This window comes from Pseudomonas sp. NPDC088890 (assembly GCF_044900155.1).
Taxonomy (GTDB): domain Bacteria; phylum Pseudomonadota; class Gammaproteobacteria; order Pseudomonadales; family Pseudomonadaceae; genus Aquipseudomonas; species Aquipseudomonas urmiensis.
In genome coordinates this window covers 550,098-576,324 of the sequence record NZ_JBJDNG010000001.1, presented here as the reverse complement: position 1 = coordinate 576,324, position 26,227 = coordinate 550,098, and the positions used below count along the sequence as shown (strand labels likewise).

29 protein-coding genes and 1 pseudogene are annotated in these 26,227 nt (G+C 62.7%); 17 read left to right on the top strand and 13 right to left on the bottom strand.

What is annotated here, in order from left to right:
- Positions 1–146: 146 nt before the first annotated feature.
- The 5 genes from ACI2JX_RS02665 to ACI2JX_RS02645 all read left to right on the top strand — a co-directional run bounded on the left by ACI2JX_RS02665 (position 147) and on the right by ACI2JX_RS02645 (position 4,683).
- A complete protein-coding gene (locus ACI2JX_RS02665; protein ID WP_264235473.1) occupies positions 147–461 on the top strand; it encodes a helix-turn-helix domain-containing protein in 315 nt (104 codons plus the stop codon).
- A gap of 206 nt (positions 462–667) precedes the next feature.
- A complete protein-coding gene (locus tag ACI2JX_RS02660; RefSeq protein ID WP_186555030.1) occupies positions 668–1,978 on the top strand; it encodes a C4-dicarboxylate transporter DctA in 1,311 nt (436 codons plus the stop codon).
- A 70-nt stretch (positions 1,979–2,048) separates the two neighbouring features.
- Positions 2,049–2,753: a FadR/GntR family transcriptional regulator gene (locus ACI2JX_RS02655; RefSeq protein ID WP_404689312.1), complete on the top strand. Its 705-nt coding sequence runs from the start codon at positions 2,049–2,051 to the stop codon at positions 2,751–2,753.
- Positions 2,754–2,769: 16 nt separating this feature from the next.
- Complete coding sequence (locus tag ACI2JX_RS02650; RefSeq protein ID WP_264235471.1) at positions 2,770–3,465, top strand: GntR family transcriptional regulator; 696 nt, start codon at positions 2,770–2,772, stop codon at positions 3,463–3,465.
- Between the two features lie 120 nt (positions 3,466–3,585).
- The gene (locus ACI2JX_RS02645; RefSeq protein WP_404689311.1) at positions 3,586–4,683 is read left to right on the top strand and encodes a hypothetical protein; all 1,098 of its coding nucleotides are present in this window, start codon (positions 3,586–3,588) and stop codon (positions 4,681–4,683) included.
- On the opposite strand, the gene ACI2JX_RS02640 is transcribed toward ACI2JX_RS02645, so the two are convergent.
- Entirely contained in the window at positions 4,667–5,095 is a 429-nt protein-coding gene (locus ACI2JX_RS02640; RefSeq protein ID WP_404689310.1) for a PACE efflux transporter, read from the bottom strand. The two genes, ACI2JX_RS02645 and ACI2JX_RS02640, sit on opposite strands and share 17 nt — an antisense overlap.
- Positions 5,096–5,199: 104 nt before the next feature.
- Here ACI2JX_RS02640 and ACI2JX_RS02635 point away from each other — a divergent pair, with 104 nt between their 5' ends.
- The 3 genes and pseudogenes from ACI2JX_RS02635 (at position 5,200) to ACI2JX_RS02625 (ending at position 8,102) form a co-directional block, all read left to right on the top strand.
- Positions 5,200–6,072, top strand: coding sequence for a LysR family transcriptional regulator (locus ACI2JX_RS02635; RefSeq protein WP_264235468.1), 873 nt, complete (start codon positions 5,200–5,202; stop codon positions 6,070–6,072).
- 143 nt (positions 6,073–6,215) lie between these two features.
- Positions 6,216–7,247, top strand: a pseudogene (gene mcpA, locus ACI2JX_RS02630) (methyl-accepting chemotaxis protein McpA); the annotation flags it as partial.
- 114 nt (positions 7,248–7,361) lie between these two features.
- Positions 7,362–8,102, top strand: coding sequence for a methyl-accepting chemotaxis protein (locus ACI2JX_RS02625; RefSeq protein WP_372353318.1), 741 nt, complete (start codon positions 7,362–7,364; stop codon positions 8,100–8,102).
- A gap of 71 nt (positions 8,103–8,173) precedes the next feature.
- On the opposite strand, the gene ACI2JX_RS02620 is transcribed toward ACI2JX_RS02625, so the two are convergent.
- The 3 genes from ACI2JX_RS02620 to ACI2JX_RS02610 form a co-directional block, all read right to left on the bottom strand.
- Positions 8,174–9,238, bottom strand: coding sequence for a hypothetical protein (locus ACI2JX_RS02620; protein ID WP_404689309.1), 1,065 nt, complete (start codon positions 9,236–9,238; stop codon positions 8,174–8,176).
- A 66-nt stretch (positions 9,239–9,304) separates the two neighbouring features.
- Positions 9,305–9,682: a RidA family protein gene (locus tag ACI2JX_RS02615; protein WP_404689308.1), complete on the bottom strand. Its 378-nt coding sequence runs from the start codon at positions 9,680–9,682 to the stop codon at positions 9,305–9,307.
- Positions 9,683–9,695: 13 nt separating this feature from the next.
- The gene (locus ACI2JX_RS02610; protein ID WP_404689307.1) at positions 9,696–10,832 is read right to left on the bottom strand and encodes an NAD(P)/FAD-dependent oxidoreductase; all 1,137 of its coding nucleotides are present in this window, start codon (positions 10,830–10,832) and stop codon (positions 9,696–9,698) included.
- A 113-nt stretch (positions 10,833–10,945) separates the two neighbouring features.
- Here ACI2JX_RS02610 and ACI2JX_RS02605 point away from each other — a divergent pair, with 113 nt between their 5' ends.
- Together ACI2JX_RS02605 and ACI2JX_RS02600 are read left to right on the top strand one after the other, a co-directional pair.
- Entirely contained in the window at positions 10,946–11,569 is a 624-nt protein-coding gene (locus ACI2JX_RS02605) for a helix-turn-helix domain-containing protein (RefSeq protein ID WP_404689306.1), read from the top strand.
- Positions 11,570–11,680: 111 nt separating this feature from the next.
- A complete protein-coding gene (locus tag ACI2JX_RS02600; RefSeq protein ID WP_186555039.1) occupies positions 11,681–12,466 on the top strand; it encodes a sulfite exporter TauE/SafE family protein in 786 nt (261 codons plus the stop codon).
- 12 nt (positions 12,467–12,478) lie between these two features.
- Here the strand turns inward: ACI2JX_RS02600 and ACI2JX_RS02595 are convergent, their stop codons facing one another.
- Positions 12,479–13,018, bottom strand: a complete 540-nt coding sequence (locus tag ACI2JX_RS02595) for a histidine phosphatase family protein (protein WP_404689305.1) — start codon at positions 13,016–13,018, stop codon at positions 12,479–12,481.
- Positions 13,019–13,147: 129 nt separating this feature from the next.
- On the opposite strand from ACI2JX_RS02595, the gene ACI2JX_RS02590 reads away from it, so the two are divergent.
- Together ACI2JX_RS02590 and ACI2JX_RS02585 are read left to right on the top strand one after the other, a co-directional pair.
- Positions 13,148–13,738, top strand: coding sequence for a biliverdin-producing heme oxygenase (locus ACI2JX_RS02590; protein ID WP_404689304.1), 591 nt, complete (start codon positions 13,148–13,150; stop codon positions 13,736–13,738).
- Positions 13,739–13,822: 84 nt separating this feature from the next.
- Positions 13,823–14,914: a pyridoxal phosphate-dependent aminotransferase gene (locus ACI2JX_RS02585; protein WP_404689303.1), complete on the top strand. Its 1,092-nt coding sequence runs from the start codon at positions 13,823–13,825 to the stop codon at positions 14,912–14,914.
- 114 nt (positions 14,915–15,028) lie between these two features.
- On the opposite strand, the gene ACI2JX_RS02580 is transcribed toward ACI2JX_RS02585, so the two are convergent.
- The 4 genes from ACI2JX_RS02580 to ACI2JX_RS02565 form a co-directional block, all read right to left on the bottom strand.
- Positions 15,029–15,358, bottom strand: coding sequence for a DUF3325 domain-containing protein (locus ACI2JX_RS02580; RefSeq protein WP_404689302.1), 330 nt, complete (start codon positions 15,356–15,358; stop codon positions 15,029–15,031).
- Complete coding sequence (locus tag ACI2JX_RS02575; RefSeq protein ID WP_404689301.1) at positions 15,355–16,878, bottom strand: PepSY-associated TM helix domain-containing protein; 1,524 nt, start codon at positions 16,876–16,878, stop codon at positions 15,355–15,357. Before ACI2JX_RS02575 ends, ACI2JX_RS02580 begins: the two co-directional genes overlap by 4 nt.
- Positions 16,875–17,162, bottom strand: a complete 288-nt coding sequence (locus tag ACI2JX_RS02570; protein WP_264235462.1) for an iron transporter — start codon at positions 17,160–17,162, stop codon at positions 16,875–16,877. The genes ACI2JX_RS02575 and ACI2JX_RS02570 overlap by 4 nt, the downstream gene beginning before the upstream one ends.
- A 146-nt stretch (positions 17,163–17,308) precedes the next feature.
- Positions 17,309–19,549 (bottom strand): TonB-dependent siderophore receptor, encoded by a 2,241-nt coding sequence (locus ACI2JX_RS02565; protein WP_404689300.1) that lies wholly within the window; start codon positions 19,547–19,549, stop codon positions 17,309–17,311.
- A gap of 275 nt (positions 19,550–19,824) precedes the next feature.
- Here ACI2JX_RS02565 and ACI2JX_RS02560 point away from each other — a divergent pair, with 275 nt between their 5' ends.
- The 4 genes from ACI2JX_RS02560 to arsH are packed head-to-tail and all read left to right on the top strand — an operon-like array spanning position 19,825 to position 22,680.
- Positions 19,825–20,175: a metalloregulator ArsR/SmtB family transcription factor gene (locus ACI2JX_RS02560; RefSeq protein WP_404689299.1), complete on the top strand. Its 351-nt coding sequence runs from the start codon at positions 19,825–19,827 to the stop codon at positions 20,173–20,175.
- A 21-nt stretch (positions 20,176–20,196) separates the two neighbouring features.
- Positions 20,197–21,480 (top strand): arsenic transporter, encoded by a 1,284-nt coding sequence (locus ACI2JX_RS02555; RefSeq protein ID WP_264235460.1) that lies wholly within the window; start codon positions 20,197–20,199, stop codon positions 21,478–21,480.
- Positions 21,481–21,495: 15 nt separating this feature from the next.
- Positions 21,496–21,966 (top strand): arsenate reductase ArsC, encoded by a 471-nt coding sequence (locus ACI2JX_RS02550; protein ID WP_404689298.1) that lies wholly within the window; start codon positions 21,496–21,498, stop codon positions 21,964–21,966.
- A 12-nt stretch (positions 21,967–21,978) separates the two neighbouring features.
- The gene (gene arsH / locus ACI2JX_RS02545; RefSeq protein WP_264235458.1) at positions 21,979–22,680 is read left to right on the top strand and encodes an arsenical resistance protein ArsH; all 702 of its coding nucleotides are present in this window, start codon (positions 21,979–21,981) and stop codon (positions 22,678–22,680) included.
- Between the two features lie 143 nt (positions 22,681–22,823).
- Here the strand turns inward: arsH and ACI2JX_RS02540 are convergent, their stop codons facing one another.
- Positions 22,824–24,101 (bottom strand): Y-family DNA polymerase, encoded by a 1,278-nt coding sequence (locus ACI2JX_RS02540; RefSeq protein WP_368971351.1) that lies wholly within the window; start codon positions 24,099–24,101, stop codon positions 22,824–22,826.
- Positions 24,085–24,516: a LexA family transcriptional regulator gene (locus ACI2JX_RS02535; RefSeq protein ID WP_264235457.1), complete on the bottom strand. Its 432-nt coding sequence runs from the start codon at positions 24,514–24,516 to the stop codon at positions 24,085–24,087. Before ACI2JX_RS02535 ends, ACI2JX_RS02540 begins: the two co-directional genes overlap by 17 nt.
- A 101-nt stretch (positions 24,517–24,617) precedes the next feature.
- Between ACI2JX_RS02535 and ACI2JX_RS02530 the strand changes: the two genes are divergently transcribed.
- The gene (locus tag ACI2JX_RS02530) at positions 24,618–25,325 is read left to right on the top strand and encodes an SOS response-associated peptidase family protein (RefSeq protein ID WP_368971350.1); all 708 of its coding nucleotides are present in this window, start codon (positions 24,618–24,620) and stop codon (positions 25,323–25,325) included.
- A 38-nt stretch (positions 25,326–25,363) separates the two neighbouring features.
- On the opposite strand, the gene ACI2JX_RS02525 is transcribed toward ACI2JX_RS02530, so the two are convergent.
- The gene (locus ACI2JX_RS02525; RefSeq protein WP_368971349.1) at positions 25,364–25,960 is read right to left on the bottom strand and encodes a Fic/DOC family protein; all 597 of its coding nucleotides are present in this window, start codon (positions 25,958–25,960) and stop codon (positions 25,364–25,366) included.
- 3 nt (positions 25,961–25,963) lie between these two features.
- Positions 25,964–26,146, bottom strand: coding sequence for a YhfG family protein (locus tag ACI2JX_RS02520; RefSeq protein ID WP_404689297.1), 183 nt, complete (start codon positions 26,144–26,146; stop codon positions 25,964–25,966).
- Positions 26,147–26,227 lie beyond the last annotated feature (81 nt).

Genomic DNA, 26,227 nt, shown 5'->3' with positions numbered 1-26,227 from the left:
CTTGGACATTAACTTGAATGACTGATCAGTCAAAGAAGCTAATTCTACGAAATCCATCACATTTTGCCAATAAATGTGATGAATCATGGCGTTGCGCTATGACGATTTATATCGTTAAGTTCTTGATTCTAAATGGGAATTAAGAGATGACGATGTCAGGTCTAGGATCTGCCCTGCGTCGCTACCGCAAGCTCGCCGGACTGACACAGGCTCAGCTTGGCGAGCAAAGCGGCTTCGACCCCAAGACCATCAGTCGTTTTGAAACCGGCACCTACACCCCCAGCATTGACGCGTTGCAGGTGTTTGCCAGGGTGCTAGGGATCAAGCTCAAGGCCTTCTTCGCCGATCCAGACGACGAAGAGGATCAGCGCGCCTACCTGTTCGGTGTCGTGCACAACGCAGCGCCCAAGGACCTCGCCAAGCTGATTACCGCCGTCAACCAGGCGCTGGCCAAGGCCTGAAAACCATGCGTGCACCAGAGCAGAGCGGTCGAAGCATAATCGCACCACAACTGGTCAGACCGGTAAGGCCAAAATTGCTTGCTTTGTGTGATTTTTCGCGTTTTTATGGGGACGCACTGAACAAACCGGTAAGACCACAATAATTAAGTCCTGCGCTCTTTGACCCTGCGCCATCGAAGCAAGGACACCGATCAGAGACCCCTCCCATGCTTAAATGGTGCTCGCGTTCGATCTTCCTCCAAGTGGTGCTAGGGCTTGCCCTGGGCATTGCCTGCGGCCTCAGTTTTCCCGAAGTCTCCCTGCAGCTAAAACCCCTCGGCGACGGCTTTATCAAGCTGATCAAGATGCTCATCGGCCTGATCGTGTTCTGCGTGGTGGTCAGCGGCATCTCCGGTGCTGGCGACCTGAAGAAGGTCGGTCGGATTGGCCTGAAGTCGGTGATCTACTTCGAAGTGCTGACCACCCTCGCCCTGGTCATTGGCCTGGTGTTCGCCTTCACCTCCGGCATTGGCAGCGGTGCCAACATCCACCTCGATCAGCTGTCTACGGCCGACGCCAATGGCCTGGCCGAGCGCGGCCAGCACATCCATGGCACCGCCACCTTCCTGATGGACTTGATCCCCACCTCGGTGGTGGGCGCCTTCGCTGACAACAACATTCTGCAAGTGCTGCTGTTCTCGGTGCTGTTCGGCAGCGCGTTGAACCTGGTGGGCGAGTCGGCCTCGGGTATCTCGCGGCTGATCAACGAACTCAGCCACGTGATCTTCCGCATCATGGGCATGATCGTGCGCCTGGCGCCGCTGGGCGTGTTCGGCGCCATCGCCTTCACCACCAGCAAATATGGCCTGGAGTCGCTGCAGCACCTGGGCGGTTTGGTGGCGCTGTTCTACCTGACCTGCGCAGGCTTCGTGCTGATCGTGCTGGGCACGGTGATGCGCCTTTCCGGCCTGAAGCTGTTGCCACTGATCAAGTACCTGCGTGAAGAACTGACCATCGTCATGGGCACCGCCTCGTCCGACGCCGTGCTGCCGCAGATCATGCGCAAGCTTGAGCATCTGGGTATCGGCAGCTCGACGGTCGGCCTGGTCATCCCTACCGGGTACTCGTTCAACCTCGACGGTTTCTCCATCTACCTGACCTTGGCTATCGTGTTCATCGCCAATGCCACCGGCACGCCGCTGGCCATGACTGACCTGCTGACCATCCTGTTGGTGTCGCTGGTAACGTCCAAGGGCGCGCATGGCATCCCAGGCTCGGCGCTGGTGATTCTCGCCGCGACCCTGACCGCCGTGCCGGCGATCCCGGTGGTTGGCCTGGTGCTGGTGCTGGCGGTGGACTGGTTCATGGGTATCGGCCGGGCGCTGACCAACCTGATCGGCAACTGCGTCGCCACCGTGGCCATCGCGCGCTGGGAGAAAGACATCGACCTTGAGCGGGCCAACAATGTGCTTAGCGGCAAGCCGGGCTTCGCGCCGCTGCCGCGCAAGCAGCCCAACGCCCATCAACAGGAATTCTGATTGACCCAGGCCGGCCACCGCGCCGGCCTGTTCAAGGAGCTTTGATGCAACCTTCGACAGGGAGCAAACCATGATCAGCTCATCGACCGTGGTCACCTCAGTGGTGGAAAAACTGCGCCAGGCGCTGGCTCGTGGCCAGTGGCGCACTGGCGAGATGCTGCCGGGCCAGCGCGAGTTGGCCGAACAACTGGGCATCAGCCGGCCCAGCCTGCGTGAAGCGGTAACCGTGCTGGAAACTCTCGGCCTGGTGCGTTCGCTGCCCGGCAAGGGCGTGCTGGTACTCGATGCCGAAGCCGCCCAGCCCGAGCACCTCAGCGATGGCGTGGGCACAGCCAGCCTGGCCGATGTACTGGAGCTGCGCTACACGCTTGAGCCGTTCATCGTCGGCCTGGTCGCGCAGTCGGCCAACAGCCAGGACATCGGCCAATTGCGCCTGACCCTGATGGACATGCGCGAAGCGCTGGATGCCGGTGACAGTGAAGCCGGCGTTGGCGCCTACATCGCCTTTCACCAGGCGCTGTTCGCCCTGACCACCAACCCGATCTTCCAGAGCGTGGTGCAGCAGACCGGCAATGCCCTCAAGCAGAGCGCCGACATGCTGCGCAACTCGCCAGAACACCTGGCCGCGCGGCTAAGCGAGAACGAAGCGGTGGTGCGCGCCATCCGTGACAAGAACAGCGCCCAGGCCAGCGCTCAGATGCGTCTGCACATTCTTCAGGAAGGCCAGCGCATGGGCATCGAACTGAATATCCCGGACGAACATCCCGGGCCCTGAATCTAGGAGAGCGACCATGACCGCCTGCGCCCACGCCGCCTCGCACTTGCCCGCCCTGCTCAGCGCTGGCGAGACTCGCCTGTCGGCCGAGCAGATCTACCCGCGCCTGTTCGACGCCATCCTCGAACAGCGCCTGCCACCCGGCAGCGCCCTACCCGAACAGGCCCTGGGCAACGCCTTTGGAGTAAGCCGCACGGTGATCCGGCGGGTGCTCGGGCGCTTGTCGGACCAGCAAGTGGTGGTCCAGCGCCCCAGCCACACGGCGCACTTGGCAGCACCCGATCCAGAGCAAGCGCGCCAGGTGCTCAGCGCCCGGCGCCTGGCCGAGACCACGTTGATCACCCTGGCCACCCAGCGTGCGCGGCCTACGCAGATCCGCCAACTGCGCCAGTTGGTCGAACGCGAACGCCAGCACCATGAAAGCGGTGAACGCTGCACGGCGATCCGCCTGGGCGGCGAGTTTCACCTCAAGCTCGCGCAGATGGCCGCCAACGCGCCGCTGGCGCGCTTTCTCAACGGTCTGGTGCCGATGACCTCGCTGATCATCGCCCGCTACGAATCGCCTTGCTGCGAACACTGCGCCTGGCAGGAACACGCGGCGATTATCGATGCGGTGGAGAGCGGCGACGGCCAGGCGGCCCTGGCGCTGATGCATGAGCACCTGGACCGCCTGGAAGCCAAGTTGGACCTCGGCCCGCACGCAATGTGCTGAACTGGCGATAAGCGCGGGCAGGCATGCCGTTTGCCGCAAAAGGGGCCGCCTTCCGGCCCCACTGCCTGCCCTTACCTATAATCAGGTAACCACCCAGCCTCTATCCAGGGGGCTATTTGCGTGAACCCGCGTGTTGCATTGGTCGTGCTCTGCCTATTGCTGGCCCTCACCGGTTGCGCCAGCAAGCGCCCGCCTGCCCCGCCGCCGCCTGCCGTGCTGAGCGCAGCGATGTGGCAACAGATCGACCAGGAGCTGATCGAGGCTTCGGTCGGCGCCACAGGTTCAGCCAATGACTATGCCCGGCGCTCGATGCGGGTGTGGAAGGAGCAGGTTCAGCAGCGCACCGAAAGCGACTTCATTCCGTGGTTCACCGGCTATTGGACCCAGCAATGGCTGACCATGAAAGTGGCCTGGTACAAGATGAACAGCGGCAATGGCGCTGATCCACCGGAGAAACGCTTGGCGTTATATCTGCAAGAGCAGTATCACGACCGGGTGATTGAACCGGTGGCCGAACAGATCAATCCCGAGGCTATCCGTGATCGCGCCAGCGAATTGTACTTGCAGCTGTTCGGCCAACAGTTGCCAGCGATCATCCAGCGCTATAACGCCCCGCCCGATCAGATCAGCCAACGCCTCAACCGTGTCCCGGCAATCGCCCTGGGCCCGCCGGACGCGCGTAACGCCACGCTGTACCAGTTGCTCAGGGCCAAGCCGCTGGATGAGCAACCGGCCTGGCTTGCTTTACGCCAGCACCTCAATCAGCAGGCGGCGAAGCTGGCCAGCAAGACCCAGGTGGGGCTGTCATCGGTGGCCACCCGCGCCAGTGAAAAACTCGGCGCTACCCTGGCCCCGCGTGGTATCGCCAGTGCGGTTGCCGCTGCGGTGGGCAAGGCGGCCGGTGCATTGATTTCGGTGGCGGCGACCGGCATCGGCATGATGACCCACGACCGTGAACATCCACAGATGGTCGAGCAGTTGCGGGTGATTCTGAATGTGGCGCTGAACGAGGAATGGAAAGAGTTGATGGAGAATCGTCAGAGTGGCGCGATGGCTGGGGTGTATTACTTGTCGGGGCAGGTGGAGGACAGCCTGTTGAGCAAGGATGCACAATCACAGGCGCCTGCACCGGCCTCATCGCGGGGCGAGCCCGCTTCTACAGGGTTGTCGCTGATCCGCGATGAGGCCGGGGCAGCTAACCTCAAGCCGTGGCCATAGCCGAAGTCGGCAAGCCAAAGATCCGATCGAACGCCCAGTTGTAGGCAAAGGTGTAGCACGGCACCAGCACGATGAACGCCAGGTCCACCCACAATGCGTCCATCAGGGTCATGTCCAGCCACCAGGCAATCAGCGGAATCAAATACACCACCAGCGTCAGCTGAAAGCCTATGGCATGGCCAATCCGCCGCGCCACGCTGCGCCCGCGCTTGACCTGGCGGCTCTCCCACCACTCGAACAGGCTGTTGTAGATCAGGTTCCAGAGCATGGCGATGGTGGTGATCATCACCGCCAAGGGCCCGGTGTGCGACGCCTGGGTATCCGACAGGTAGGCAAGCCCAAGGGTCGACATGCACAGGCCGATCAGTTCATAGAAGGTCACGTAGACCAGTTTGCGTTTAAGTCCTTGCACCGGGTTACCTCGGGTGATGCGGTTACGAAAGCGGTGCAGGATGCTTCAATCAACTTGACAGAGAAAGTCAGCAGCTTTCAAATTAATTGAAAGGAGCTGACCCTATGAATTTTTCCAGCGATACCATCCAGGTGTTTCTCGCGGTACTCGACCACGGCTCGTTCTCGGCAGCGGCGCGGGCGCTCAAGCGGGTGCCTTCGGCGGTGAGCATGGCCATCGGCAACCTCGAAGCGGAGCTTGGCTATGCGCTGTTCGAGCGCGGTTCGCGCGAGGCCCGGCCCACTGCCCAGGCCAAGGCTCTGGAGCCGCATGCCCGGCTGATCGCCGAGCAGCTGGGGTTGCTGCAAGTGCATGCCTTGGAGTTGTCCCAGGGATTGGAAAGCAGCCTGGCCATTGCCGTGGTGCCAGACATCGATCACCGCCCCCTGTTACGCGCCATTGCCAGCCTGGCCGAGCGCTACCCCTTGCTCGACATCGAGCTGCTCAGCGCCCCGCAAGAGGAGGCCTTGCAACTGCTCGACAGCGGTCGGGTCAGCCTGTGCCTGGCCTTTGCCGGGCTGCAGGTCGATCCACGCCGCAGTTTTCAGCACATCGCCAGCGAGTCGTTGGTCGCAACACTTTCACCTCACCATCCGACGCTACTTAGCGGACGCATCCGCTACCTGGAGGATCTGGTCAACGTGCGGCAGATCCTGGTCTGTAGCAGTGAGCTCCCTCTGGCCGACCCGCGCTCGCTGATCGGCGCCAGTCATTGGCGCAGCAACAGCCTGGACCTGGCCTTGCAGATGGTCGAAGCCGGGCTTGGCTGGGGCGATTTTCCCTTGTCACGGGTAGCGCCATTGATAGCTGCCGGGCGGTTGGTGCGGCTGGATTTTCATAACACGCACAATGCCCTGGAGTTGCCTGTGCATGCGTTCTGGGGCAAGCAGCAGCCGTTGCGCCAAGGCGCGCGGACATTGGTTGAGTTGTTGGCATAGCCGTCCGTCGACATCGCATGAAGAACAGCCGGTAACTGTTTCAACATTTTTCACCCTGAGCCGATAAAACCTTTGAAAGGTCCCGCCATCGCGCCACGAGCGCACGGCGCCCTCCCCCAAGAAATGGCTCAAGGTCTCGAAACATGAACCTGAAGTTCCGCCACAAGATTCTCCTCAGCGCCTGCGGTGTCGTCGTCCTGGCATTCGCACTGTTCACCCTCTACAACGACTACCTGCAACGCAGCACGATTCGCCAGAATATCGAATCGTCGGTCCAGCAGTCCGGCGCGCTCACAGCGAGCAGCGTGCAGAACTGGATGAGCGGACGCATCCTGGTCCTGGAAAACCTCGCCCAGGATATCGGCCAGCAAGGCGCTGGCGACAACTTGGCGGGGCTGGTCGATCAGCCTTCCTACACGCGCAACTTCCTGTTTACCTACCTTGGCCAGGCCAACGGCGTGTTCACCCAGCGCCCCGACACGCAGATGCCGGCAGGTTACGACCCACGCCAGCGCCCCTGGTACGGCGCCGCTGCCAGCGCCGGACAAACAGTGCTGACCGCCCCTTACCAAGGCGCAGTGGGCGGCCTGATGGTGACCATCGCCACCCCGGTCAAAGCCAAGGCCGACGGCCAGCTGATCGGCGTGGTCGGCGGTGACCTGACCCTCGATACCCTGGTGGAGATCATCAACTCGGTGGACTTCGGCGGCATCGGCCACGCGTTCCTCGCCGATCGCGATGGCCAAGTGATCGTCAGCCCCGACAAAAGCCAGCTGATGAAGAACCTCAAGGACATCTACCCCGCCAGCAACCTGCGGGTCGAGTCGGGCATGCAGGATGTGACCCTCAACGGTGAAGAGCGACTGATCTCGTTCGCACCCGTGACCGGCCTGCCTTCGGCGCAGTGGTACATCGGCCTGTCGATCGACAAAGACAAGGCCTTCGCAGCGCTGAGCCAATTCCGCACCTCGGCGATCATCGCCATGCTCATCGCCGTGGCGGCCATCGCAGGCCTGTTGGGGTTGTTAATTCCAGTGCTGATGCGCCCGCTGACCACCATGGGCCGGGCCATGCGCGATATCGCTGAAGGTGAAGGCGACCTAACCCGCCGCCTGGATGTGCAGAACAAAGACGAGTTCGGCGAGCTGGCCAGCTCCTTCAACCGCTTCGTCGAGCGTATCCACGCCTCGATCAGCGAAGTGTCTTCGGCCACCCGCCTGGTACATGACCTGTCGGAAAAAGTGGTGAGCGCCTCCAACGCCTCGATCACTGGCTCCGAAGAGCAAAGCATGCGCACCAACAGCGTGGCGGCGGCAATCAACCAGCTCGGCGCCGCCACCCAGGAAATCGCCCGCAACGCCGCCGATGCCTCGCAGCACGCCAGCGGCGCCAGCGAGCAGGCGCATGACGGCCGCCAGGTGGTCGACGATGCCATCAACGCCATGACCGCGCTGTCGCTGAAGATCAGCGAGTCGTGCGAGCAGATCGAAACCCTCAATGCCAGCACCGACGACATCGGCAAGATCCTCGACGTGATCAAGGGCATCTCGCAGCAGACCAACCTGCTGGCCCTCAACGCTGCCATCGAGGCCGCGCGGGCCGGTGAAGCCGGGCGTGGCTTTGCCGTGGTGGCCGACGAAGTGCGTAACCTGGCGCACCGCACCCAGGAGTCGGCCGAAGAGATCCACCGCATGATCACCAGCCTGCAAGTGGGCTCGCGTGAAGCGGTGCACACCATGAACGCCAGCCAGGTGTCCAGCGAACAGACCGTGCAAGTCGCCAACCAAGCCGGTGAGCGCCTGGCCAGCGTCACCCAGCGCATCGGTGAGATCGACGGCATGAACCAATCGGTGGCGACCGCGACCGAGGAGCAGACGGCGGTGGTCGAAAGCCTCAACCTGGACATCACCCAGATCAACGCGCTGAACCAGCAAGGGGTGCAGAACCTCAACGAGACCCTGGTGCACTGCGATGCCCTCAGCCAGCAGGCCGGGCGTTTGAAGCAGTTGGTGGGTAGTTTCCGAATCTAACCAGCCAAGGACAAGCCCGTTGCTACCGGTCGATACCGATCGTGTAGCAGCGGGCTTGCCTCGCGATGCATCTAGACCGCCAGCGCCTTACTCACCCGCCCACGCCGCACCCACGCCAGCAACACCGCCGCCATCAGCACGAAGCCCAGGTAGCCGAAGAACGGATACACCTCGCCCACCAGGCTGATGAACCCCACCAGGCTGCAGCCGAACGCCGCCACGCCCGTCACCAGCGAGCCCCAGCGAAACTGCGCAGTCCCCGCCGGCAACAGCCGCGACAAGAACGAAAACATCGTCCCCACCGCCGTGTTGACGATCATGCCGAAGATAATCAGGCACATCACCACGCCCAGCAGCGTCGACACCTCGTTGGCAATCGACAACATCGGCATCGGCAGCTCAGCCACGCTGTCCAAGCGTGACAACAGCCCGGCGCTCATCACCAGCATCAGCAAACCCAGCGCCGCCCCGCCAATCAGCCCACCCCAGATTGCCGTCTTCTCGCCCTTGGCCGAGCCACCGAGAATAGCCAGGATCGGCGCACCGGCAACGATGTTGTAGGACACATACAAGAACGCCCCCAGCAACCAGTGCCGAGTGCCTGCCTGCTGCTGGCTGGCCAGCACATCCAGCTCGGCAAAACTCTGCTCGCGGGTGAACACGGCGTACAAGGCAATCGCCGAGGCGACCAGAATCAGCAGCGGGGTGATGGCGCCGATGGCCAGAATCACCTTCTGCACATCCAGGCACACGATCGCCACCACCACCAGCGTCACCACTACGCTGCCGGCCAGGGCCGGTACGCCGAACTGCTGTTCGAGCAACGCCCCGCCACCGGCGAGCATCACCACGGTCACGGCGAACATGAAGAAGGTGATCAGCCAATCGACGAACAGCCCCAGGTGACGGCCACAGATGGCCTGGATCACGTCCTTGTGCGAGGTGGCCTGTTGACGGTTGCCCAGCCCCGCCAGGGCCATGCCCAGGAAGGTGAACAAGGCAGCACTGACCGCCGCGCCGACCAAGCCCCAGACTCCGAAGTCGACGAAGAACAACAACAGTTCCCGTCCGGACGCGAACCCCGCGCCCACGATCACACCGATGAAGGCACCGGCGATCTTCAGCTGCTCTTGCATGTGAACCTCTGGCTGTTAGTTGTTGTTCTTGTTGGTTTTTGCACGGGTTGGCAGGCCCAGCCCCACTCAGCTCTGCCCGACAAACGCCTGCACTTCAATCTCCACATCCACCCCCAGCGCCAACGCCGAAGCCACGGTAGAACGCACCGGCAAGGCCGCGCCGAAGAACGCCTTGTACACCTCGTTGAAGCCGGCGAAGTGGCTCATGTCCGACAGCCACACGGTCACCTTCACCACTTGGTCCAGGCGCGCACCCGTCGCGGCCAGGCTCTCGCCAATACGCTCGCACACCGCGCGGGTCTGGGCCTGGATATCGCCGCGCACTACCTCGCCGGCGGGGGTCATCGGCACTTGGCCCGAGAGGAACACAAAGCCCCCAGCCTTGACTGCACGGGAGAAGGGAAACGGCAAACTGCTAGGAAAACGCTGTATTTCATTGCTCATGACAAACTCCTGGTTACGGTTGCTGAAAACGTGCAGGGGACAGCAGCTCAGGCACTACCCCCTGGGTGGTCAAGCTGGTGCAGATCGGCTGGCCCAGCAGCAGGTCGGCCGCCAGGCGTGAGGCGCCCGCCGCCGACTGGATGCCGTAGCCACCTTGTGCCGCCAGCCAGAAAAACCTCGGCATGCCTGGATCAAAGCCAAGCACCAGATCGCCATCGGCCACGAATGAACGCAGCCCCGCCCAGCTGTGGCTGGGGCGACGAATCTCAAGCGTGGTGATGGCTTCGATGTTGTAGATGCCCAGCGCCAGGTCCAGCTCTTCTGGCGCAGCGTCCTGCGGCTGGACCGGGTCGGCGTTGGCCGGCGAGCCGAGCAGCTGGCCGGCATCGGGCTTGAAGTAGAAGCTTTCGTCGACGCCGATCACCGCGGGCCAACGGGCGAAGTCTTGCGCCGCAGGCCCGGGGAAGGTGAAGGCAGTACGCCGGCAAGGCTGCAAGCCGACCTTGGCCACGCCACATTGCTTAGCAACCTGATCGGCCCAAGCACCAGCGGCGTTGACCAATTGCCGCGCCTTGATACAACTGCCATCGGCCAGCTCGACCTGCCACAGATCATCCAGAAAGTGCGCCTGGACCACCTCAGCGTTGCAGCGCAGCTCACCGCCCGCTTGGCGCAAACCACGCAGAAAGCCCTGGTGCAAGGCATGTACATCGAGGTCCATCGCGCCGGACTCAAGTACCGCGCCTGCGAGAATCTCCCCACGCAGGCTCGGCACCAGGGCCAGGGCGCCGTCGCGATCAAGCAAGCTGACCTGGGTGCCATTGGCCAGATTCTGTGCGTAGGTCGCCTCGAGCAGATCGCGCTGTTCCACGCTGGCAACATACAGGCAGCCGCGAGGTTCGAGCAGCGGATGCTCGCAGAAGCCCTCCGGCGGCGCCTCATAGAACGCCCGACTGGCGCGGGTCAGGGCCTGGATTTGCGGGGTACCGTAGGCCTCCATGAACATCGCCGCCGAGCGCCCGGTGGAATGATAGCCAGGCTGCGCCTCGCGCTCGAGCAGCAGGACTTTGCGCTGGCCAGCCAAGCGGTAGCCAACAGAGGCGCCGGCAATACCGGCGCCGATGATCAGGGTGTCGTAGATCTGGGTCATGCAGGCTCTCGTCACGATAATTATCATTTATGAGAATTCTAATATATGAGAATTTACGATCCCGCAAGTGTCCAAGGTAAGATGTTCGACCCACGCCGCCGATGAGAGCCCCGATGCCCGCCGACCAAACGCCTGTTCCAGAGCGCTCCAGCGCCCTCCCCCAGCTTGATCGCGGCGAAGTCGGCGCACGCTTGCGGCAAGTGCGCAAATCCCGCCAGCTGACCCTCAAGCAACTGGCTGAACTCAGCGGCGTACCGGTCTCGACGCTATCGAAGATGGAACTGGCGCAGGTCTCGGTCAGCTACGAAAAACTGGCGGCTGCGGCGCGCGCGTTGAATGTCGATATCGCCCAGCTGTTTCGCGCCAGCGGCCAGGTCAATGTGCCGTCGCCGGCGACCGTGGTGGTCGACTCGATCACAGACGCCGCAGGCTACTCCACCGGCACCTACGATTATTACCCGATCGCCGGGGACTTCCCGGAACGGCGCATGACCCCGGCCTATGCTCGCATCATCGCCCGCGAACGCGGCGAGTTCGACGATTTTATCCGCCACCCTGGGCAGGAATTCGCAGTGGTTCTGAGCGGTCGCGTGCGGATTGAATTCGAGACCGGCGAGGCGGTGAGTATCGGTCCGCAGCAGACCGCTTATTTCGACAGCCAGGTAGGCCACATCTACCTGTCCGAGAGCGAGGATGGCGGCGATGCGCATGTCATGGTGGTGATGACCGATCGCTGACTGCCTGGGCCAACAGTTATAACCTAATAACGAACAAGTCTATTTGGCTATAAAAAAATCTATATGCTGGCACCCATCCGATCACGGGCAAGTTGGGCAGTCGAGTAGCGTATGGATGTAGGTTCTTTCGGTTTCACCATTGCGGGACTGGTTGTGGGTTTCATCGTTGGCATGACCGGCGTCGGCGGAGGTTCGCTGATGACCCCGATCCTGCTCTGGTTTGGCGTCAACCCCGCTACCGCCGTGGGTACCGACCTGCTCTACGCCGCCATCACCAAGGCCAGTGGCGTCTGGGTGCATGGGCGCAACAAGAATATCGACTGGAAGATCACCGGCTGGCTGAGCCTGGGCAGCGTGCCTGCGGCGGCCCTGACCCTGTGGTTCCTCAGCACCCTGCATGCCGACACCTCGGCGCTCAACGCGGTGATCAAGCAAGGCCTGGCGGTGGTGTTGATCCTCACGGCGCTGGCGATTCTGTTCAAGTCGCGCCTGCAAGCCTTCGCCAACCGCCACGCCGGTGATCACTACCACCTCAGCGACCGCAACCTGAACATCCTCACCGTGCTCACCGGCGTGGTGCTGGGCGTGATGGTCACCCTCACCTCGATTGGTGCCGGTGCCCTGGGCACCGTGGCGTTGTTCCTGCTGTATCCGTTCCTGGTCACCCGCCGCCTGGTCGGCACCGAGATCGCTCACGCCGTGCCGCTGACCCTGGTCGCGGGCCTTGGCCACGCCGGCATGGGCAACATGGACTGGTCGCTGCTGGGCTACCTGCTGCTCGGTTCGCTGCCTGGCATCTACCTGGGCAGCCACCTCACCGGACGCATCTCCGACAGCGTATTGCGCCCGTGCCTGGCGGCCATGCTGCTGATGATCGGCTACAAGCTGGCGTTCTGAGCCAACTGCCGATTAGTTCAGACGCAGCCGCCACTGCCCGGTGAAGCTCAACGCCAGGCGTGACAGCGGCAACACATCGATGCGCTGGAACGACGCCAACGGGCAACCGAGCAGCTGCACCAGCACCGCACGAATGACCATTGGATGGGTCACCGCCAGCCACTGTCCCGGCCCATCGAAGCCGGCCAACCAGGCGCCGACCCGCTCCACCAGCTGCGCGATCGACTCGCCGCCGTGCGGGGCGCTATACGGATCTTGCAGCCACTGAGCGAGGGCATCGGGCTGCTCAAGCTGCAACTGCTTTAGCGCCAGGCCCTGCCAACTGCCCAGATCGCAGTCAGCCAGCGCAGGTTCGATAGGGGCCTGGGCGGTGAGCCACGCAGCCGTTTCACTCGCTCTGCGTTCAGGCGCGCACAGCACCTGCACATCTGGAGCAGCCATCTCCAGCGGTTCGGCTAACGCCAGCACGGCATCCTCAGGGTGGGCCAAGCGCCCGCTCTTCTGGGCCTCGGTCAGGCCATGGCATATCAGGGTCAGGCGGACGGCTTTCACCGGTATCCTCTTCGAAAGAAAACGCGCAGATGCGTTAGCATGCCTGTTTTTCGCCAACCCTGTCGCGTAGCAGGAACGCCGCGCCAGGTTCGCCAGTCCAACCCTGGCACCTCATCGCAAGAGCCCAAGATGTCCGCCACTGCCAGCCATTACTCCAGCCCTCTGCTGCTCGCCCTGCGCGAGGGCACGCAAACCTGCCACAGGCGCCTGGAAGCCCGCCTGCCGTTTTTTTCCGCTGACTTCGACAAGGCGGCCTATCGGCGCCTGATGCAGGCTTATTTCGGCTTTCATGCGCCGCTGGAATCACTGCTCGGCGCTTATCAAGAGTGCGAGCGGGTCAAGACCCCCACACTGGTCGCCGACCTGCTGGCACTGGCGATGACCCGCGCCGAGATCGACACCCTGCCGCTCTGCCAAGCGCTACCGCAAATCAGCGATCAAGCCAGTGCCTTGGGGGTGATGTATGTGGTTGAAGGCTCGACCCTCGGCGGCCAGGTACTCAAGCGGGCGATGAGCGAACGCCTGGCCCTTGGCGCAGACAGCGGCGCAGGCTTTCTCGATGTCTACGGCCCACTGACGGGCGCGCGCTGGCGCAGCTTGCTCGAACGGCTCGAGCAGGCGCCAAGTGGCGCCGAGGATCAAACGCGCACAGTGCAGGCGGCAATCGCCACCTTCGAGTGCTTCGAACAGTGGCTGGCGCAGCAAGGGGTGCTGCGCTAGCGCCTGCGAAGCCAAGTGCCACCATTAATCAGCGGCGCCTGCTCTCGTCCCTCATGTAACCAATGACAACAGGGAAGACGAAGCATGACCGATATGACGCGTCGCTCGTTGGTGGGCCTGGGTATGGCTCTACCGCTGCTCGGCCAGGTGAGTTGGGCCGCACCACGTTCGCCAGGCATCCCTGCCGCCACCGGCCCGGTGCGCATCAACTTCAACGAAAGCCCGTGGGGCCCGAGCAGCGCCGCGCGCCAGGCGATGCGCGAGGGCATCGAGCAATGCGGCCGCTATCCCTACGACGCGCAGTATCGCCTGATCGACGAATTCGCCGCCCAGAACGCTCTGCAGGCGGATCAAGTGCAAGTGTTCTGTGGCTCGAAACTGGCGTTGCAACATGCGGTGATGGCCTTCACCGGCGCCAACAGCCTGGTGGTGCCCGAGCCCTCCTACGAAGCCCCGATCGAAGCGGCCTTGAGTCGCGGCACCAAGGTGCATCGGGTTGCTCTGGATCGGCAACATGCGCATGACATCCAAGCCATGCTGGCCGCCGATCAGGCACCCGGGCTGATCTACCTATGCAACCCCAACAACCCCACCGGCACCCTCACCCCGCGGCGCCACATCGAGCGCTTGCTGGCAAACAAGGCCAAGGACAGCGTGGTACTGGTCGATGAGGCCTATATTCACTTCAGCGATGCCCAAAGCTGCATCGACCTGGTCAAGGAGCACCCTGAGCTATTGGTCCTGCAGACGTTCTCCAAACTCTACGGCATGGCCGGCGCACGCCTGGGGCTGGCCATCGGCCAGGCGTCTTTGTTGCAGCGCCTGGAAGTCTATGATGGCGGGAACGTCGCTGCGGCACCTACCCTGCTCGGTGCGCTGGCCAGTTTGCACGACCGCCAACTGGTGCCTGAGCGCAAGGCCGAAAATGCCCGCGTGCGCGATGCCACCATCGCCTGGCTCAACCAGCGCGGCTGGCGCTGCACCGCTTCGCAGACCAACTGTTTCATGATCGACCTGCGAGGGCCGGGCCAGCCGGTGGTCGAGCGTCTGGCCAAGGAGGGGGTATTGATTGGCAGGGTCTGGCCGAGTTGGCCGAACTGGGTGCGGGTCAGCGTCGGGAATGAACGGGAGATGCTCAGGTTCCGCGAGGCGTTTGCCAAGGTGACCGTCAGTTAAGACTCTGGCACTGGCGCTGCCTGCTGCGGCCCGCTCCCACAAGAATTACCGTTGAGATCTTGTGGGAGTGGCTTTACCCGCGCAGAGGCCGCCTCTGAGCTGAAAAAGCTTGGCTCATATCAACATCTGCAAACCACCCCAAACCGGCACCGCCGCCACCAGCCCGACTGCCAGCTTGGGCCAATAGGGCAACAGCATCACCAGCACCATCGCCGCCAGCGAAATCACCCCACACCACGCCACCGGCCCCATCGCCCAGCCCCAGACCTGGGCACACAACAGCAAGCTGATCGCCAAGCCCAACCAGCCCGCTGCGCGCAGGGCCAGGCGCAGACTGCGCGGGCCAGGTCGGTTCCACACCTGTTTGAAATGTCGCTCCAGCCCCTGGCACAGCCCGAGCATGCCGGCATAAGCGAACAGCAAACTGCCAATAATCATCGTCATGCCTGAGCCTCCACCTGGCGCCTGGCCCTGACCGGCGCAGGCTTGGGATGAGCGACTCGCCAGGCTGCCAGGGCCAGGCCTAGGCCGAGCACCAGCCCGGTCACTTCGACGCCGATGCGCAGGTTATCCGCGGCGCCCGCCAGCATGCCCAGCACGCCCAGTCCGGCGCACAGCAGTGCGCTCACCCCCAGTTGCTCGATCCATGCGCGCTTGGCCGGACGCACGCCGGCATGCAACAACGCCAGCAACCATAGGCCGAAGAAGCTGCGCACTTCCCACGCTTCACGGTGCGCCAGCTCCGCCGGCAACAGGCGGCTGGCCCACAACAGGCCCACGCACGCCAGCAACAGCCCGGCGATGAAGCCGACGTTGCACACTTCAGCCACGCGATACCAGCGGCGCGCCGAGGCATCGGCATTGGCATTGGCGTACTTGCGCCCGCGTTTGACGCAGAACAGCACCAATCCGCTGGCAATCATCGCGCAGCTAACCAGCCCGCAGATGAAGTACAACCAGCGCATCGGGTAGCCGCCGAACTGGGCGAAATGCAGGCCGGCCATCACCCGCTGGGTCAGCGGTGCCGGGCGTAGCTCAGGGACATCACTGAGCAGCTTGCCGCTGACACCATCGAATACCATTGCGTTGCCCTTGGTCAGGGCGATGCGATTACCCAGCACCGGACGGATCTCGATGCGCGCACCTGCAGTATTGGGATTGCGAATGTTCAGCCCACCAATCGGCCCCAGGCGCGCTTCGGCCTGGGCCAGCAACGGCGCGACATCGACCAGCTCACCCGGTTGCTTGGCCAGCCGGCGTGGTTGTTCCATGCGCGCATTGCCCTGGGCTTGGAAGTACGCCCGAGTATCACCCTCGAACAACGCGTCCACGCCAGCCGGGATGTAAATCAGCATAAAAATCACCAGGCCGGTGTAGGTGATCATCAAATGAAACGGCAGCAACAACACGGCGCTGGCATTGTGAAAATCCAGCCACGAGCGCTGGCCCTTGTCCGGGCGGAAGGTGAAAAACTCCTTGAAGATCTTCTTGTGGATGACGATGCCAGTGAGCAACCCGGCGAGCATCACCAGCGCCAACGCACCGACGACGAAGATGCCCCAGTTGCGCGGCAGATCCAGGGTGAAGTGAAAGCGGAAGAAGAAGTTGCCGCCGACGCTGTCGCGCACGGCAATCGGCTCGCCAGTCTGCGGATCGAGCTGCACGCCCACGCCATGGCGACGATCGCCAGTAGATACCCTCAGCCCCGGAGCACGCTCGGTAGGCAGGCTGATGCTCCAGTTGCCGGCGTTCGGTTCGTGGGTCTGCAGGTAGGCGATGGCGCGCGTGGCGGCATCGACCTGGGACACCTCGGCAGCCGGGATTTCCGGCTGCATCCAGTGGTTGAGCTCCTTGTCGAACACCGCCAGGGTGCCGGTGACGAAGATGGCGAACAACAGCCAGCCGAAGATCAGCCCGGCCCAGGTGTGCAGCCAGGACATCGATTGGGTGAAGGTGTTTTTCATGCCAGCCACCCTAATGCCTGTGGCCAGAAGCCGATCAACATCAGCGGCGCGGCCAGCGCCAACGGCGCCCAGGCACGCAGCGCGTCACGGCTGGCGAAGGCCCAGAGGATTGCCAGGGTGTAGAAAATGAAGGCCGGGAGTGTGGCGACCAATACCGCGTCGGCAGGCGACAGCGGCAGGATCCGCGCCAGGCAGGCAGTAGCGGCGTAGCTGAAGGCATAGCCGCCAAGCAGGGCTGCGGCGCTGCGCGAGAGGATGCGCAACCAGGCGGGCGATTCACTCATCAGAGGTTCCTCTTAACCATGGGAGGGGCTGCTGTGCAGCCCAATCGCGGGACAAGCCCGCTCCCACGCCAGCCCGGTAGTTGCGGCTGGCGTGGGAGCGGGCTTGCCCCGCGATTGGGCCGCAAGGCGGCCCCCGTTAGCGATGATCAGAACGAGATGTTCAGCGAGGCAAACAGCGCACGCCCCGGCTGGTTGTAGGTATTGGCCCCCGCACTGCTGGCATTGCCGCCGCGCAGGATCTGCTTGTCGAAGACGTTGTTCACCCCAACCCGCACGTCATAGTTCTGGTTGAACTTGTAACCGGTACTGATATCCACCAGGCCGTAGGCTTCGACGTCCTGTTGGGCGTCCTGGTCGTAGCTCTGCTGGGTGCGGTAGTTGTAGGTCGGCGACTTCTGCTTGCCGAAGTAGGTGCCGGCGACCTGGAACGACAGCTTGTCGGTTGCACGCCAGTCCAGGGTGGTGTTGACGGTGTACTCAGGAATCACCGACAGCGGCTCACCGGTTTCGCGGTTGTCGTTGTCGAGCATCCAGGTCAGGTTGGTGTTCCAGTCCAGGCTTGGGGTCAACTCCATGAAGAAGTTGCCTTCGATGCCTTCGACCCGCGCTTCACCGGCGTTTTCGAACTGGGTCACGCGGCGGCCGTTGTTGATGGCGTAGAGCACATCGGTGCCGCCGATGATCTTGTTCTTGTAATCGTTGCGGAAATAGGTCGCGCTGGTACGCCAGGTGCCACGGTCGTAGAGCAGGCCGATTTCCTTGTTGACGCTGATCTCCGGCTCGAGGTCGGCGTTACCCTGCAGGTAGCAACCACCGGAGTTGGTTTGCTGCACGCTGCACCCTTGACCACGGCTGTAGAGCAGGTAGTTGGGGTTGTACTGGTACAGGTTCGGCGTCTTGTAGGCCCGGGCGATGCCGCCTTTGACGGTCAGGTGATCGGTCAACTTGTGCGACAGGTTCAGGCTTGGGCTCAGGTTGTCACCGAACTCCTCGTGGTGATCCAGACGCAGGCCCGGGGTGACGGTGGTGTCGCCGACGATGATGTTGTCCTCGACGAACAACGCATAGCTCTTGGCCGACATCTTCGAGTCGCTACGGTCAAAGCCATTGATGACGTTGTTGCCGTTACCGCTCGGATCGAAGCTCTGCGGCCGGAACGAGCCCTGGTCATTGAGGGTTTCGTAGAGGTATTCGCCGCCCAGGGTCAGCACGTGCTCGGTGCTACCCATGGCAAACGGCAGGTTCACTTCGCTGCTCAGGCGGGTGTTGCGCAGTCGCGACATGGCCGCGCCGCTGTCATTGATCGCACCTTCCGGGCCGCCGGCCAGGCCTTCGTTCAGGCGCCAGTTACGGACGTACTCGTAGGCCAGCACGGTCTTGCTGGTACCCCAACTGAAGTCGCCCAGGTGGGTCAGGTCGTAGGTATTGCGCTGCATGACGTTGGTCTCATGACCATACAAGTCGGCGATCAGTTCAGGGTTGCCACCACCGTTGCTGTTCATGGTGTCGCCAGCGTAGATGTTGCCCTGGCGGCTGTAGCCGGCGCTCATTTCAACGCGGTGCTCATCGTTGAGCTTCCAGCTCAGCAGGCCATTGATGTCCTTGTTGCGCACGCCTTCGCGGCCGGCAACCGTCGAACTGCCAGCATGATCGGCGTTGATGTCCAGGTCATCGGCGTCGGTCTTGGCCAAGCCGCCGTAGACCCGGAAGCCGAGGTTATCGGTCAGCCCGCCACTGAGGTTGAAGTTGGTCCGGCGGCTAACGCCCTCGGCGCTGTCTTCAGGCATCTGGGTGTAGAAGTTGACGCTGCCCTTGAGCTCGTCGGTGGGACGCTTGGTGATAATGTTGACCACCCCGCCCATCGCCCCCGAACCATAACGCGCCGCTGCCGGGCCCCGCAGGATCTCGATGCGCTCGACCGCCTCGGCCGGTACCCAGTTGGTTTCACCGCGGGTGTCACGATCGCCGTTCCAGCCGTAGCGCACTGCGTTGCGGGCATTGGAGGGCTTGCCGTCGATCAGGATCAGGGTGTTTTCCGGGCCCATGCCGCGCAGGTCGATCTGGCGGTTGTTACCGCGCGCACCGCTGGCGCTGTTGCCAGTCAGGTTGACCCCAGGCTCGCGGCGGATGATGTCGGACAGGTCATTGGCGGGCGGGCGACGCTTGATGTCTTCTTCAGTGATGATCGACGAACCCAGGGCCTGGCGGGCCTCACGCTCGGCGGTTACCAGAGTGTCCTGGATCACCAACGCGTTGCTGTCGACCGGCACTTCCAGCACCTCGGCAGACTGCTGCTCCTGGGCGTTGGCCGCAGTCGCAAGCATGGCCGGCGAGGCCAGCGCGACGAAGGCTAGGGCCAGGCCGTTGGGTGAGGTTCTGGATTGCATCGACACATCTCCTGATTCATGGACGAAGGCCACGCCCAGCACCAGGAAACCGGAAGGCTCACGCCCACCGGCCTCACAAGCAAGCTTGGGGGCCAATGGGACGGTGAATATAATGATTCTCAAATAGGTTTAAATCTTATTTACGAAATTTACAGATTGCGCGGGGAACTTTGCTTACCTGCCTCGCCGGCATTGCCGGCACAAGACCCTTGCTGATAGCAGCAAGGCCTGACTAATATATGCAAATCCGTATATTCGAATTTACATATATACCTATGACTACACTCACGCCTCCCGAGCTCTTCAAGTCCCTCGCCGACGAGACGCGCGCTCGCGCCACCCTGCTGATTGTCGAGCAAGGCGAGCTGTGCGTCTGCGAGCTGATGTGCGCGCTGAACGACAGCCAGCCCAAGATCAGCCGCCACCTGGCGCAGCTGCGCAGTGCCGGTATCCTGCTCGACCGTCGCCAAGGGCAATGGGTGTACTACCGCCTCAACCCTGCGCTGCCGGCCTGGGTCCATACCGTGCTGAGCACCACCTTGCACGCCAACAGCGCCTGGCTCGAAGCCGACAGCGCCCGCCTGCAGACCATGGCTGGCCGCCCCGCGCGCGCCACCTGCTGCTAATGCCACGCCGAGCCTAATGCCATGCTGATAGCCGCCGCCGTCTTCGTGTTCACCCTGATCCTGGTCATCTGGCAGCCCAAAGGCCTGGGCGTTGGCTGGAGCGCCAGCATCGGCGCCCTGCTCGCCTTGCTTGTGGGGGCAGTGTCGCTGCACGACATCCCCGCCGTGTGGGCGATCATCTGGAACGCCACCGCTACCTTTATTGCCATCATCATCGTCAGCCTGCTGCTGGATGAGGCTGGCTTCTTCGAATGGGCGGCGCTGCATGTGGCCCGCTGGGCTCGCGGAGATGGCCGGCGCTTGTTCGCCTTCATCGTGCTGCTCGGCGCGGCGGTCTCGGCACTGTTCGCCAACGATGGCGCGGCGTTGATCCTCACGCCAATCGTGATGTCGATGCTGATCGCCCTGCGCTTCTCGCCTGCTGCGACCCTGGCCTTCGTCATGGCCGCAGGCTTTATCGCCGACACTGCCAGCTTGCCGCTGGTGGTGTCGAACCTGGTCAACATCGTCTCGGCGGATTACTTCAACATCGGTTTCAACCAGTACGCGGCAGTGATGCTGCCGGTGAACCTGGCGGCGGTGGCGGCAACCTTGCTGGTACTGCTCTGGTACTTTCGCCGCGACATTCCGGCGCACTACGCACTGGACGAATTGAAAGACCCTGCCCTGGCCATCCGCGACCGAGCGACCTTCCGGGTGGGCTGGGTGGTACTGGTCGGCCTGCTCGCGGGTCTGTTCATCCTTGAGCCGCTGGGCATCCCGGTCAGCGTTGTGGCCGGGGTCTGCGCGGCAGTGCTGTTCGCCGTCGCCGCCCGCGGCCATGTGATCTCCACTCGCCGGGTACTGCGCGAAGCACCCTGGCAGATCGTGGTGTTCTCACTGGGCATGTACCTGGTGGTCTATGGCCTGAGGAATGCCGGGCTGACCGACGCCCTGGCCCGCGTCCTCGATGCTCTGGCCGGACATGGCCTGTGGGCCGCGACCCTGGGCACCGGGCTGATTTCGGCGGTGCTCTCGTCGGTGATGAACAACCTGCCCAGCGTGCTGATCGGCGCCCTGTCGATTCATGCCAGCGACGCCCACGGGGTGGTGCGCGAGGCGATGATCTACGCCAACGTCATCGGCTGCGACCTGGGACCGAAGATCACCCCCATCGGCAGCCTGGCCACCCTGCTCTGGCTACACGTGCTAGCCCGTAAAGGCGTGCGTATCACCTGGGGCTACTACTTCAAGGTCGGCCTGTTGCTGACCCTGCCCGTCCTGCTTATCACCCTTTCGGCCCTGGCCTTGCGCCTGAGCGTCTGATCACTGGAGTCCCGCATGCGTATCTTGTTTATGTGCACGGCCAACAGCTGCCGCAGCATTCTTTCCGAAGCCCTGTTCAATCACCTGGCGCCACAGGGTTTTAGCGCCGTGAGCGCCGGCAGTTTTCCCAAGGGCGAGGTGCTGCCACGTAGCCTGTTCACCCTACAGCAGGCCGGTATCGCCACTACCGGCCTGGCCAGCAAAGGCAACGAGGCGTTTGCCGACAACCCACCGGATATCGTCATCACCGTCTGCGACAAGGCCGCCGGTGAAACCTGCCCGGTGTACTTCGGCCCCGCCCTCAAAGCGCATTGGGGGCTGCAAGATCCTTCCGAGGTGCAAGGCGACGAGGCGACCATCGACGCCGCCTTCCGCGCCACCCTGGCACGCATCGAGACGCGCTGCCGCGCCTTCCTCGCCCTGCCTTTCGCCCAGCTCGACCCTGCTGCGCTCAAGGCTGAACTGCAACGCATTGGCACACTTTGATCTGGAGGCCCGATGAACCCTGACTTGCCCAATCTCGACCTGAGCCTGTTCGATACCCCGCCGCAGGTGAGCCAATCGAGCAGCCACAAGCCGCGCATCCTGCTGCTGTACGGCTCGACCCGCGAACGCTCGTTCAGCCGCCTGCTGACCGAGGAAGCTGCGCGTCTGCTGGAGCACTTCGGTGCAGAAACGCGCATCTTCGACCCTAGCGGCCTGCCGTTGCCCGACGACGCTCCGCTCGACCACCCCAAGGTGCAAGCGCTGCGCGATCTGGTGCTGTGGTCCGAAGGGCAGGTCTGGTGCTCGCCCGAGCGTCATGGCGCGCTGTCGGCGGTGTTCAAGGCGCAGATCGACTGGATCCCGCTCAGCCTTGGCGCCGTTCGCCCGACCCAGGGCAAGACCCTGGCGGTGATGCAGGTGTGCGGCGGCTCGCAGTCGTTCAACGTAGTCAACCAATTGCGCGTGCTCGGCCGCTGGATGCGCATGTTCACCATCCCCAACCAGTCCTCGGTGCCCAAGGCTTACCTGGAATTCGACGAGCACGACCGGATGAAGCCCTCGCCGTACTACGACCGGGTGGTGGATGTGATGGAGGAGCTGGTCAAGTTCACCCGCTTGCTGCGCGATCATGCGCCGGAGTTGGTGGACCGCTACTCGGAGCGCAAGGAAAGTGCCGAGCAGTTGTCGGCGCGGGTGAATCAGCGGGCGATTTGAAGTCGGTAAGTTCGTGCCTGCCTCTTCGCGGGCAAGCCCGCTCCCACAGGCTTGGCGTGTTGCTAAAGATCGCCGCTGCACCTGTAATGGGCGAGAGGCCGGCACCAACCCAGCAAAGCTCTATGCGCTAACTCAAACGTCCATCATCTCACCTGCCAAAGCCCAGAAACCTGCGTGGTGAAGCTGTTGCTCATCAACTCCCGGCGCATCCCCCAGTCGGGCAGCGCCGGCACTGCAGCGGGCCGCAAGGTCCCACTGCCCCAGCGCCCATTCACCCCATCGAGCACGCTCATCAGCCGCCCACTCTTGAGCGGTTGCGAGGCGGCGAACAGGTCATCGGTGTACTCCCCGCGCTGGCACAACTCCAGCAGCAACACCTCGGCCTTGCTGTACTTGAAGCCCTCGCGAAACACCCTGTCCAGCGCCTCGATGGCCAGGCGGGTGAGCAGGCGCACGTCATCGGTGGGATAAGGCAACTGCACCACCACGCCATTGGCATACTTGGCTTCGTCGGGGTTGAACATGCCCGTGCGAATGCTCACCCGCAGCTTGCGCGCCAGGGACTGTTGCGCACGCAGTTTTTCGCTGGCACGCATGACATAACTGGCCACCGCCTGCCTGATTGGCGCACGTTCAGTCAGGCGTTTGCCGAACATGCGGCTGCAGCAGATTTCCTGGCGTGGCGGCTCCACCTCCTCCAGCGCCAGGCATGGCGTACCGGCAAGCTCGCGGACGGTCTTTTCAATGACCACGCTAAATTGCTGGCCCAGGCTACGCGGGTCGGCCTGGGCCAGATCCCAGGCGCTGCGGATATCCAGGCCGCGCAGGTGAGCGGCCATGCGCGGGCCGATGCCCCAGACATCTGCGGCGTCACACCTTTTCAGTACCCAGTCACGGTGGCCCGGGTCACGCAAATCCACCACCCCGCCGCTTTGCTCCTGCCAGCGCTTGGCCGCATGGTTGGCCAACTTGGCCAAGGTCTTGGTACCGGCGATACCCACGCCGACCGGAATACCGGTGTATTGCAGCACCCGCTCGCGGATGTCGCGGCCCAGGCGCTTTAGGTCACCAGGCACGCCGCTGAGGTCGGCGAACGCTTCATCGATGGAGTACACCTCCAGCGCCGGGACCATGCCTTCGATCACGGTCATCACCCGCTGGCTCATGTCGCCGTACAGTGCGTAATTGGAGGAGAACGCCACCACCCCATGGCGGCGCAGCACGTCCTTGACCTGAAAATACGGCTGGCCCATCTTCACCCACTGCTTGGCCTCGGCGCTGCGGGCGATGACACAACCGTCGTTGTTGCTCAGCACCACAATCGGGGTGCGCCGCAGGTCTGGGCGGAACACCCGCTCGCAACTGGCGTAGAAGCTGTTGCAGTCGATCAGGGCGAACACCGCTTCAGGCTTTTGGGTCATGGCTACGCACACTGAAGGTCACCACGCCCCAGATCGTCAACTCGTCGCCCTCAAGGATGTAACGCGGCGCGAAACGGGGATTCTCCGAATGCAGCGACACCTGCCGAGCAACCTTGTGCAAGCGCTTGCACAGCGGCTCGCCATTGACGGCAGCGATGACTATGTGGCCGTGGTGGGCCTCGACCGAGCGATCAACCAGCACCAGGTCGCCGTCGAAGATCCCAGCGCCTTGCATGCTGTCGCCGTCTATCCTGACCAGATACATGTGCGGTGCGCGCAGGTTGAACAGCTCATCCAATGAGATCGGTTGCTCCATGTGGTCCGCAGCGGGCGAGGGAAACCCCGCCGGCACGCGAAACAGATAGCGCGGCAGCGCACTGCCGCCTGAAGCGATCGGGCCAAGAATGGAAGTCATGAGCCAGCCTTGCAAATAAACTGTATGAATATACAGTTAATCGATCGCCGGGCCTTCGGTCAATTTCGGCGTAGGAAATTTCGACAAGTGGGAGACCTGCAATGTGCGGACGCTTCGTCCAGTACCAAGGCTTGGCCGACTATCTGCGTGAGCTGGACGCCGAGCAAGACGTGGTCAGTGGCTATGACAATAGCCCCGTGGGCCGTTACAACGTCGCCCCCGGTAGCCGCGTACTGATCCTGCACACGGCCGAAGATGGCCTGCGCATCGACCCCTGCCACTGGGGCTGGGCGCCGTTCTGGGCCACTGGCAAACGGCCGGCGCCGATCAATGCGCGGGTCGAAACAGTCACCACCGGCACGTTTTTCCAGGCCCTGTGGCCGCAGGGTCGGGCGCTGGTAATGGCCGATGGCTGGTACGAGTGGGTAACCGACCCGCACGACCCCAAGCGCAAGCAACCCTATTTCATTCGCCTGAAAAGCCAGGCACCGATGTTCATGGCGGCGCTGGCCCAGGTGCGGGCGGGGCTGGAGCCGAGTGAAGGCGATGGCTTTGTGATCATCACTGCCGCCAGCGATCAGGGCATGCTGGATATCCATGATCGCCGGCCACTGGTACTGGCGCCGGAACACGCCCGGGCTTGGTTGGACCCTGAACTCCCCGCAGAACGTGCGCAGCAGTTAGCCCGTGAGCAATGCCTGCCGGTGGAGGCGTTCGAGTGGTTTGCGGTGAGCAAGGCCGTGGGTAATGTGCGCAACGAGGGGGCGCAATTGATCGTGCTGGAGACGCCGCAGGCGACGCTGTTCTAGCGGCATTTAGTGAGGGGCAAGAAAAGAATGGCCGAAATTCACTCGATGATTGGCGGCCCGATGCATTTGTCGAAAACACTCTCCAAAGCGGAGTAGTCGCATCCAACCGCAGCAATATTTGCCTCCACCCACTCCTGAGGCCCAACCTGCCACCAATCAATCTGAAAACCAGCGTTCAGGATCAGGTGCTCAAATAGGATGCGCTGGGCTCGACCATTGCCCTCGCGGAAAGGGTGAATCATGTTCAGGTCGCCAAAACTTTCCGCTACAGCAGTGATTAACGCATCACGGTCATATCCTTCGAACCAGTCCATGCGCGCCATGCAGGAAAATATCTTGGTCGCCTCAGGGTCAATCCTGTTCACGTTACAAAAACGGGTGTCGCCCTTGGAGATATCGAGCGTGCGAATCTCGCCAGCCCACTCATAAATGTCTCGAAAGAGCGATTGATGAAGGCGCGTGAGATAGGCCAAATCATAGGGAGGCAGGGAGAATTCGATCTGACTCGCGGCAAGCTCAGAAAAATCTCGCTCAGCACGCAAGAGCTGCTCGTCGTCCTGGATACCCAACCGGTTACGCAGGACGCCAGTGCCGGGATAGCAGTATGCATCTTGGCCGACACCATACTTATCCAACGATCAACCCTGCTTGCGATAGATTCGCAGAAGAGACTCGCGGGACGGTAGTTCGCGGTCAGCTGAACTAGGGGTCACATCATAGCCTTCAAGGCGCAGACTGGCCGCATAGTTGGCACGACGTGTTTTGGCGCAATGAGCTTTCTTGGCTTCCAAGCTAATGCCTTTCACCTGGCAATGCCTCATACGAATGACTGAAAACTGATTATAACGGATCCCGCCGGACGGTGCTGGCCCAGCGTTTGAACGATTCAGCGTCAGGAATCA

Bases quoted from the DNA above. Each gene is read 5' to 3' on its own strand.
- ACI2JX_RS02665 (WP_264235473.1), top strand. From the start codon at position 147: ATGACGATGTCAGGTCTAGGATCTGCCCTGCGTCGCTACCGCAAGCTC.
- ACI2JX_RS02660 (WP_186555030.1), top strand. From the start codon at position 668: ATGCTTAAATGGTGCTCGCGTTCGATCTTCCTCCAAGTGGTGCTAGGG.
- ACI2JX_RS02655 (WP_404689312.1), top strand. From the start codon at position 2,049: ATGATCAGCTCATCGACCGTGGTCACCTCAGTGGTGGAAAAACTGCGC.
- ACI2JX_RS02650 (WP_264235471.1), top strand. From the start codon at position 2,770: ATGACCGCCTGCGCCCACGCCGCCTCGCACTTGCCCGCCCTGCTCAGC.
- ACI2JX_RS02635 (WP_264235468.1), top strand. From the start codon at position 5,200: ATGAATTTTTCCAGCGATACCATCCAGGTGTTTCTCGCGGTACTCGAC.
- ACI2JX_RS02625 (WP_372353318.1), top strand. From the start codon at position 7,362: ATGCGCACCAACAGCGTGGCGGCGGCAATCAACCAGCTCGGCGCCGCC.
- ACI2JX_RS02620 (WP_404689309.1), bottom strand. From the start codon at position 9,238: ATGCAAGAGCAGCTGAAGATCGCCGGTGCCTTCATCGGTGTGATCGTG.
- ACI2JX_RS02615 (WP_404689308.1), bottom strand. From the start codon at position 9,682: ATGAGCAATGAAATACAGCGTTTTCCTAGCAGTTTGCCGTTTCCCTTC.
- ACI2JX_RS02610 (WP_404689307.1), bottom strand. From the start codon at position 10,832: ATGACCCAGATCTACGACACCCTGATCATCGGCGCCGGTATTGCCGGC.
- ACI2JX_RS02605 (WP_404689306.1), top strand. From the start codon at position 10,946: ATGCCCGCCGACCAAACGCCTGTTCCAGAGCGCTCCAGCGCCCTCCCC.
- ACI2JX_RS02600 (WP_186555039.1), top strand. From the start codon at position 11,681: ATGGATGTAGGTTCTTTCGGTTTCACCATTGCGGGACTGGTTGTGGGT.
- ACI2JX_RS02590 (WP_404689304.1), top strand. From the start codon at position 13,148: ATGTCCGCCACTGCCAGCCATTACTCCAGCCCTCTGCTGCTCGCCCTG.
- ACI2JX_RS02585 (WP_404689303.1), top strand. From the start codon at position 13,823: ATGACCGATATGACGCGTCGCTCGTTGGTGGGCCTGGGTATGGCTCTA.
- ACI2JX_RS02580 (WP_404689302.1), bottom strand. From the start codon at position 15,358: ATGACGATGATTATTGGCAGTTTGCTGTTCGCTTATGCCGGCATGCTC.
- ACI2JX_RS02575 (WP_404689301.1), bottom strand. From the start codon at position 16,878: ATGAAAAACACCTTCACCCAATCGATGTCCTGGCTGCACACCTGGGCC.
- ACI2JX_RS02570 (WP_264235462.1), bottom strand. From the start codon at position 17,162: ATGAGTGAATCGCCCGCCTGGTTGCGCATCCTCTCGCGCAGCGCCGCA.
- ACI2JX_RS02565 (WP_404689300.1), bottom strand. From the start codon at position 19,549: ATGCAATCCAGAACCTCACCCAACGGCCTGGCCCTAGCCTTCGTCGCG.
- ACI2JX_RS02560 (WP_404689299.1), top strand. From the start codon at position 19,825: ATGACTACACTCACGCCTCCCGAGCTCTTCAAGTCCCTCGCCGACGAG.
- ACI2JX_RS02555 (WP_264235460.1), top strand. From the start codon at position 20,197: ATGCTGATAGCCGCCGCCGTCTTCGTGTTCACCCTGATCCTGGTCATC.
- ACI2JX_RS02550 (WP_404689298.1), top strand. From the start codon at position 21,496: ATGCGTATCTTGTTTATGTGCACGGCCAACAGCTGCCGCAGCATTCTT.
- arsH (WP_264235458.1), top strand. From the start codon at position 21,979: ATGAACCCTGACTTGCCCAATCTCGACCTGAGCCTGTTCGATACCCCG.
- ACI2JX_RS02540 (WP_368971351.1), bottom strand. From the start codon at position 24,101: ATGACCCAAAAGCCTGAAGCGGTGTTCGCCCTGATCGACTGCAACAGC.
- ACI2JX_RS02535 (WP_264235457.1), bottom strand. From the start codon at position 24,516: ATGACTTCCATTCTTGGCCCGATCGCTTCAGGCGGCAGTGCGCTGCCG.
- ACI2JX_RS02530 (WP_368971350.1), top strand. From the start codon at position 24,618: ATGTGCGGACGCTTCGTCCAGTACCAAGGCTTGGCCGACTATCTGCGT.
- ACI2JX_RS02520 (WP_404689297.1), bottom strand. From the start codon at position 26,146: ATGAGGCATTGCCAGGTGAAAGGCATTAGCTTGGAAGCCAAGAAAGCT.